At 41.7% G+C, this 5,409-nt stretch carries 4 protein-coding genes; 1 reads left to right on the plus strand and 3 read right to left on the minus strand.

Going from position 1 to position 5,409, the window contains the following annotated elements:
- Positions 1-149: 149 nt before the first annotated feature.
- Positions 150-566, minus strand: a complete 417-nt coding sequence (locus HUS61_RS20910; protein WP_175083649.1) for a VOC family protein — start codon at positions 564-566, stop codon at positions 150-152.
- Between the two features lie 129 nt (positions 567-695).
- On the minus strand, positions 696-2,033 hold the full coding sequence (pmbA, locus tag HUS61_RS20915) for a metalloprotease PmbA (RefSeq protein WP_055021365.1): 1,338 nt from the start codon (positions 2,031-2,033) through the stop codon (positions 696-698).
- Between the two features lie 137 nt (positions 2,034-2,170).
- Here pmbA and yjgA point away from each other — a divergent pair, with 137 nt between their 5' ends.
- Positions 2,171-2,692 (plus strand): ribosome biogenesis factor YjgA, encoded by a 522-nt coding sequence (yjgA, locus tag HUS61_RS20920; RefSeq protein ID WP_058583884.1) that lies wholly within the window; start codon positions 2,171-2,173, stop codon positions 2,690-2,692.
- A 136-nt stretch (positions 2,693-2,828) separates the two neighbouring features.
- On the opposite strand, the gene HUS61_RS20925 is transcribed toward yjgA, so the two are convergent.
- On the minus strand, positions 2,829-4,901 hold the full coding sequence (locus HUS61_RS20925) for a M13 family metallopeptidase (protein ID WP_175083650.1): 2,073 nt from the start codon (positions 4,899-4,901) through the stop codon (positions 2,829-2,831).
- Between the last annotated feature and the right edge of the window lie 508 nt (positions 4,902-5,409).

The raw sequence follows: 5,409 nt of genomic DNA on the forward strand, positions 1-5,409 counted from the left end.
TTATTGGTAAAAGTAATTGTCCAATCTCTTTATACCGTACTCACCCTATTTGGGGGAGGAGTCCATACATCTCCTACGAGGCAGGCCTTTGGTAAAAACCTACAAACAACACTGTTCAACTTAAAACTTACAGCTTATAGCTTAAAGCTTCACTGGTCATTATTCCTCTCACTCGGGATATCACTAAAATACTCTACAAACTCAACTTCAAAACCTGCGGGGTCGATGAAATATACATTTTTACGGTAAGGGTTTTCTGGGCCGTTTTTATCAATTTCATAACCAGCCGAAACAAGACGTTCAACTACCGCATTAATATCGTTTGTCACATAAGCAAAATGGGCAAGGCCTACTTGGTGGCCTGCTAAATCACGGTTTTCAGCTTCACCGTTATCGCTTAATGCAAGATATTGGTAATCATCACCAAAGTGCAGCCATTTACGCGGTTTGCCCGACCATTTGCTATCGCCTTGACTACGCACACGCCAGTGCGGGAATGCTGCTTTATAAAAGTGCAGCATGTCATCAACATTACTCACAACAAGGTTTACGTGTTCTAAATACATGGTAGTTTTCCTTTTTATTTTTAAACTGCCACCAAGATAAAACCTCAAGTTAAGTTTAGGTAAAGCGTTTTTTCAAATAAAAAAGCCCCACTGAAGTGAGGCTTTAAAAATTGAGTAGTTATTGTTGAATCAGCTACCAGCAACCTGCATTTGTTCAATCAATACAGAGCCAGTTTGAATACCGCCACGACGCTCGATGTCGCCACCTAAGCCTACTACCGCTTTAAACATGTCTTTTAAGTTACCAGCAATCGTGATTTCACTTACTGGGTACTGAATTTCGCCATTCTCAACCCAAAAACCCGCCGCACCACGTGAGTAATCACCCGTTACCGTGTTCACACCTTGGCCCATAAGCTCAGTTACTAATAAGCCTGTGCCCATGGTTTTTAAAAGTGCTTTTAAATCGGCATGGGTTTGTTCAACTAGCCAGTTATGAATACCACCAGCATGACCCGTTGGTGCCATCGACAGTTTACGTGCCGCATAGCTTGCTAATAGGTAAGTTTGCAGCTCACCGCCTTGAATAATTTCACGGTCTACAGTTTTTAAACCTTCAGCATCAAACGGTGAAGACGCTAAACCTTTTAATAAATGCGGGCGCTCAGAGATATTTACACAATCGCTAAATACTTTAGTGCCTAAGCTATCAAGCAGGAAGCTCGATTTACGATAAAGCGCACCGCCACCAATCGCCGACACTAAATGGCCGAATAATGAGTTAGCAATATCTGCTCTAAAGATCACTGGCACTTTCATGGTACCGAGCTTTTGGCTATTAAGTTTAGCCAAGGTTTCTGTTGCTGCTTCGAGGCCTACTTTTGCAGCGTCATTTAAATCATCTTTATGACGCGCGATAGTGTAAGCCGAGTCGCGCTGCATTTGCTCGCCTTCTTTACCGATCACCATCGTACTAATGCTATGACGCGTACGTGGGTAACCAGCAATCATGCCATGGCTGTTACCATAAACACGTAAACCTTGGTGAGATGAAAAACTCGCACCGTCTGAATTTACAATGCGCTCATCGGCATTTAACGCCGCTTGCTCTGCTTGATGACAAAACTCTACACCTTGCTCTGGGCTAACTTCCCACGGGTGGTATAAATCTAAATCTTGCGGTGCAAATTCAAGTAACTCTTTATCGGCGATACCATTAAATGGGTCGTCAGAGGTGAATTTTGCAATATCAATGGCTTTTTCGACCACTGTACGTAATGTTTTAGGGTTTAAGTCAGCCGTTGAAGCAGAGCCTTTGTTGTTGCCCACATAAACACTGATACCTAAGCCACCGTCTTGGTTAAACTCTATTGTTTCAACTTCGCCCATGCGCGTGCTGACAGACAAACCTGATGTGCTCGACATCGCCGCTTCAGCCGCAGTAGCACCCAATTTTTTTGCATGCTCCAGTACTTCGCTTACAGCGTCTTTCACTTCAGAAATGTGTTGATAAATAGGATCTTTCATCTTGTGTGTCCTAGGTTCTGATATTTTTTATAGTGTAACGAATGCTAACACACTGCGAGACCTGCATCAGCTAATATTAATCATTAACTAAATGGCGTATAATAGCGAATAGTTAAGTTTACTGAATGAGCATCCTTATGGCGAAGAAGAAAAAGCCACTTATCGAAGAAGAAATTATTTACGTATCAAAAAGCGAATTAAAACGTGAAGCCATGCAATATCATGGTCTGGGTGCTGAAATTGCAAAAATGCCGAAAAAGCAGCGCGATCGTTTACCGCTTAATCACGATTTAAAAGAAGCCCTTGTTGTTTCTGATAAAGTAAGTGATAAGAGCGATGCTTACCGTCGTAACTTAAACTACATCGCAAAAGTATTACGTACCACAGAAAACGTTGATGAAATCCAAGCGATGATCGACATCATGCTTAATAAAAACAATCAAGCGGATGTTTTGATGAACAAAATCGAAACCCTGCGCGATGATTTGATTAAACAAGGTGACGACCTGATCAATTCAACAATCGATCAATATCCTTCTCTTGAGCGCCAAAAAATGCGCCAATTAGTGCGCAGCGCCGCAAAAGAAGTAAAAGCAGAAAAGCCAGCCAAGAATTACAAAGAGTTATTCCAGTATCTAAAAGATGCGATTATGCTTTGATTTCTTCGCGCGAAATAAATTTCACGCCTACATCAATCGTAGGCGTCACGCTTGCTTGGCGCGTCTTGAGCTGACAGCTCCAAACAAAAAAGGCTCTGAGCGTTCACTCAGAGCCTTTTTTAAAATCGATAATCAATTACCAGATTTTTACGCGATCTTCTGGTTTGATATACATTTTGTCGCCTTCTTTCACATCAAACGCCTGATAGAATTCTGGCATGTTTGAAAGAATACCGATTACACGGTAATGGCTTGGTGAATGAGGGTCTGTCATTAGGCGGTTACGTAACTCTTCGTCACGATATTTACGTCGCCAAATTTGCGACCAACCCATGAAGAAACGCTGATCACCTGTGTAACCATCAATGATAGGCGCTTTTTCATCACCAAGTGATAACTGGTATGCCGTATAAGCAACTGTTAAGCCGCCTAAGTCACCAATGTTTTCACCTAATGTAAGCTGACCATTAACGCTTGCATCTTCAAATGGCTTGTACTCGTTATATTGAGCAACTAGCTGACCTGTACGCTCTTCAAACTGTTTAAGGTCTGATTCGCTCCACCAGTTACGTAAGTTACCATCACCATCGTACTTCGCACCTTGGTCATCAAAGCCGTGACCTAATTCGTGGCCGATTACCGCACCGATTGCGCCGTAGTTAACAGCGTCATCAGCTTCTAGGTTAAAGAATGGCGGTTGTAAGATAGCCGCAGGGAATACAATTTCGTTGTTCACAGGGTTGTAGTAAGCGTTAACTGTTTGTGGTGTCATGTGCCACTCAGAACGGTCAACTGGCTTACCTAGTTTTGCAGTCATGTCTGCATATTCCCACTCGCTGTGGCGAATGTAGTTACCTACTAAGTCATCACCTTTAACTTCAAGTGCAGAATAGTCTTTCCATTTATCTGGGTAACCAATTTTTGGTGTGAACTTATCAAGCTTTTCTTTAGCCGCAATTTTTGTTTCTGGGCTCATCCACTCAAGGTTTTCAATCGCAACTGCATAACCTTTGATAACGTTATCAACTAACTCTTCCATGCGCGCTTTCGCTTCAGGCGGGAAGTTTTCTTTAACGTATACTTTACCTAGAATTTCACCTAGTACACCATTTGATGCATCAACCGCTTTTTTCCAAAGTGGAGATTGCTCTGTTACACCGCGAAGTGTTGTGCTGTAGAAATCAAAGTTAAGGTCTACTAGCTCTTTATCTAATAAGCGAGCGTAGTTGCTAACAAAGTGGAACTTAAGGTAGTTCTGCCACGTTGCTAAGTCTGTATCGTTGTATATACCAGCAAATTTTTCTAGGTAGCTAGGTTGGCGAATGATTACATCTTCAGTTTTGATACCAGATGCATCAAGGTAAGCTGCAAAGTCAAAGTCGCCCGTAAGTTTGTTTGCATCTGCAACACTCATCTTGTTGTAAGATTTAGTTGCATCACGGCTTTCAACACGGCTCCACTGCGCATCAGCAATGCTTGTTTCAAGATCGATAATTGCTTTAGCCGCAGACTCTGCATCAGCTACACCAGCCTTGCTTAAGATTGCTGTTACGTATGCTTGGTAAGCTTCACGAATTTTTGTGAATTTTTCTTCATCTTTTAGGTAGTAGTCGCGATCTGGTAAACCTAAACCTGACTGATAAACATACATCGCGTTTTCGCTAGAATTTTTCGCGTCGTTGTTTACGTACCAACCAAATGGTAGGCTACCGCCTTTAATGCGAAGTTCAGCCATTAAAGCAACAAGATCTGACTTGTTCTTAACTGCATCAACGCTTTCTAGCACTGGTGTTAATGGCTTGATGCCTGCCGCTTCACGGCCTGCTTCGTCCATGTAGCTGTTATAGAATGCAGCTAGTTTAGCTTCATCAGAGCCTGGCTTAACGTCTTTATTTGCCGCTGCTTTTTCTAGTACTTCTTTCATCGCTTTTTGCGAATCATCGTAAAGCTGAGTGAATGAACCGTAGTTTGATTTATCACCTGGAATTTCAGTTTTATCTAACCATTCGCCGTTTACGTGATAGTAAAAGTCATCTTGTGCGCGAACAGACTCGTCCATGTTCGCCAGTTCAATGCCTGAATTTAAAGGAGCTTTTGCTTCAGTTACGGTCGCAGTTGCTGGTGCTTTAGTTTCTTGTTCTTTTTCACCACAACCAACAAGACCGAGGGCTAGTGCAATACTTGCCGCGGTAAGTGTTACTTTTTTCATGGGAGTCCCGTACTAATTATTTTTTGATGTATTTATCGAAAAACTAGCAAACCTAATTAATCATTAGTTTTTCGCTTTCACCATAATAAACCTCTCAAGCAAAACAATAAAACCGAATATGTAACAATTCTTATCAAAACAGGATGAGACGCATTTTTGAGCGATGGGAGGGGGAGATTAAGTGGTTAGTGGTTAGTGGTTAGTGGTTAGTGGTTAGTGGTTAGTGGTTAGTGGTTAGTGGTTAGAACAAAGTAAAATACAATTCATGTGTAGCAAGTTCTTTGTTTAATTACACAAAAAATAAAACCACCCTCTTGATCTGACTTCTGAAATCTAACTACTAAAAACTAACCTCTATTATATAACCACCGCGCGAAATAAATTTCACGCCTACATCAAAACGTAGGAACGGCTTTAGCCGTGAATTGTTTTTCGGCACTAAAGTACCTTATATGGACTCCTCCTATTGCACAATACTCTTCGTTAATTTTGTCAGACTGCGTACTTA

Source organism: Pseudoalteromonas sp. 0802, assembly GCF_013350085.1.
GTDB lineage: Bacteria > Pseudomonadota > Gammaproteobacteria > Enterobacterales > Alteromonadaceae > Pseudoalteromonas.